At 46.4% G+C, this 1,112-nt stretch carries 1 protein-coding gene and 1 pseudogene; both read right to left on the reverse strand.

Annotated features, from left to right (window positions below):
* A partial coding sequence (gene holA / locus R7044_RS24240; protein WP_225455876.1) for a DNA polymerase III subunit delta occupies positions 1-954 on the reverse strand: 954 nt, incomplete at its 3' end.
* A 5-nt stretch (positions 955-959) separates the two neighbouring features.
* Positions 960-1,112: pseudogene (locus R7044_RS24245) on the reverse strand (luciferase); the annotation flags it as partial.

Here is a 1,112-nt window from a genome sequence, read left to right on the forward strand (position 1 = left end):
GGACTCGTCATACTGGGTTTTGGCTTTACTCTCAGCTTGCGCAAGCAAGGAGATTAGGGCACATATACGGCTTGCTGATAAGCGCATTAACGCGGCGTTATAAAGCGGACGTTTATTTTGCCAAACGCGATACTTCTCAAAGACTTGGCTAATCGGCATTTGAGTCAGATCTTGATGCATGCTTAATAGTTGGTTGAACTCTTTCTGCACACTTCGGATGAGAATGACCGTTTCAATGCCTTCGGCTTCTAGTTGACGCAGGATGCGTTGAGCACGATTAGCTTTACCTGCAAGTAACGCATCAATCCAGTTAAACGTCGTAAAGTGGTTGTGTCGACTTAAGGCTTCCTCTAAGCGTACAACAGTCAGTTCGCCATCAGGATAGAGCAAAGCCAGTTTCTCTAGACTCTGAGAAAGTGCAAACAAGTTGCCTTCATGCCACTGTGCCAACATCTGTAAGGATTGCTGATCGGGCTTTAAACCCAATGCGCGGCAGCGCGTTTGCACAAACATAGGCAAACGCTGAAGATCCGGCGTTAAGCAGCTGACCCAGTCGCCTTTGGCATTCAGTGCTTTAAACCATTTGGCATTTTCTTGCGCTTTAGTCAGCTTCGTTCCGATGATCACTAGCATGATGTCATCATGCAGCATGTCACACAGAGTCTGTAGCTCTTTGCTGATGGCTGTGGTGACACCGCTTTCTGGGATCTCAAGCTCAATGAGTTGTCGACTAGAAAATAAGCTCAGAGCTTGAAAGCAGTCATACACTTGGTTCCAATCTAAACTTGCATCGACAGCAAAACGGTGTCTTTCTTCAAAACCATGTTGTAGAGCGGTTTTTTGAATCGCTTGGCGGCTTTCTTGGATCAGTAGCGGTTCGTTTCCGAAGATCAGATAAACCTGCTTTAAGTGTTTGGCTAGATGGTCAGCTAGCTTGTCAGCATAAATTCGCATGTTGATTAAGAGTTTGTTTTCTCAGTTGGCGCTGCAATTTGCCCCGCTTCGTACTCAGCACGGATTCGGCCAAGTTGACGCATCATCTGTTTCGCTGCTTGTTGACGCATCTCGTCTTCGATTACGTCACGTTCAACCGATTTTGCCAATGCTGTTAG

Source organism: Vibrio sp. 1402, from assembly GCF_033340275.1.